This is a genomic window from Cereibacter changlensis JA139 (assembly GCF_003034985.1).
GTDB lineage: Bacteria > Pseudomonadota > Alphaproteobacteria > Rhodobacterales > Rhodobacteraceae > Cereibacter > Cereibacter changlensis.
The window spans coordinates 1-663 of record NZ_PZKG01000407.1 but is presented as its reverse complement, the minus strand read 5'-3'; the positions used below and the strand labels follow the sequence as shown (position 1 = coordinate 663).

The window sequence follows — 663 nt, the reverse complement described above, 5'->3', positions numbered from 1 at the left end:
CGGAACGACCGGCTGCGAGGGCGTCTCTGAACCAGTGCGGCTGACGGCCCCGACCGCTCCAGGTATCCGAAGGGTCCGCCGGGTTGGCGTATTTGGGCATGGCGACGCTGCGCCGGCGACCAGCCTGCTGGCCGAGGAGTTCGGCGAGGCTGAACCCCATCTCCTTTGCCGCGTTTTCCAAAGCCGAAACGGCTTGGGCCTTGCGACGTTTTTCGAAACTGTCGATCGCGCGAAGAACGTCCTTTTGCAGCGCCTTCAGCTCGGCGAGCGACATTTCATTCAGATCGGTCATTAGCGCTCCATTCGCAGATTATATGCCTCGTCGTTCGTGACGATAGCTGAACGGCGAGACTGCGCAATTCGCAGTTTTGCCGCCCCGCTGCAATCGCCAAAGACCGGCGGAGCGCCCGCGGCGATCCGCGCTATGTTTTGGCGGAGGCGGCGAATGGAATCGAAGATGCCAGAGCAACAAGAGGCGAAGCCCCTGTTCCGACGCGCCGCCTTCTGGTGGTGGCTGGTCGGCTGGCTGCTCATGCCCTTCCGCTGGGATGTGGTCTGGGAACAGCTGTTCCGGCGACTGACCGGCGGATAAGGCTTGGCTGCATATCCCAAACGGAATATACTGGATATGCAACGGAGGATATGCGATGCCGCTCTACATTC

General features: G+C 61.2%; 2 protein-coding genes. One reads left to right on the top strand and one right to left on the bottom strand.

The window, feature by feature from the left end:
- A partial coding sequence (locus C5F48_RS24375) for an H-NS histone family protein (protein WP_107666186.1) occupies positions 1 to 292 on the bottom strand: 292 nt, incomplete at its 3' end.
- Between the two features lie 165 nt (positions 293 to 457).
- On the opposite strand from C5F48_RS24375, the gene C5F48_RS26335 reads away from it, so the two are divergent.
- Positions 458 to 592, top strand: a complete 135-nt coding sequence (locus C5F48_RS26335) for a hypothetical protein (RefSeq protein WP_258186604.1) — start codon at positions 458 to 460, stop codon at positions 590 to 592.
- Positions 593 to 663: the final 71 nt, after the last annotated feature.

Excerpts from the sequence above, each read along its gene's own strand:
- C5F48_RS26335 (WP_258186604.1), top strand. The coding sequence starts at position 458 with ATGCCAGAGCAACAAGAGGCGAAGCCCCTGTTCCGACGCGCCGCCTTC.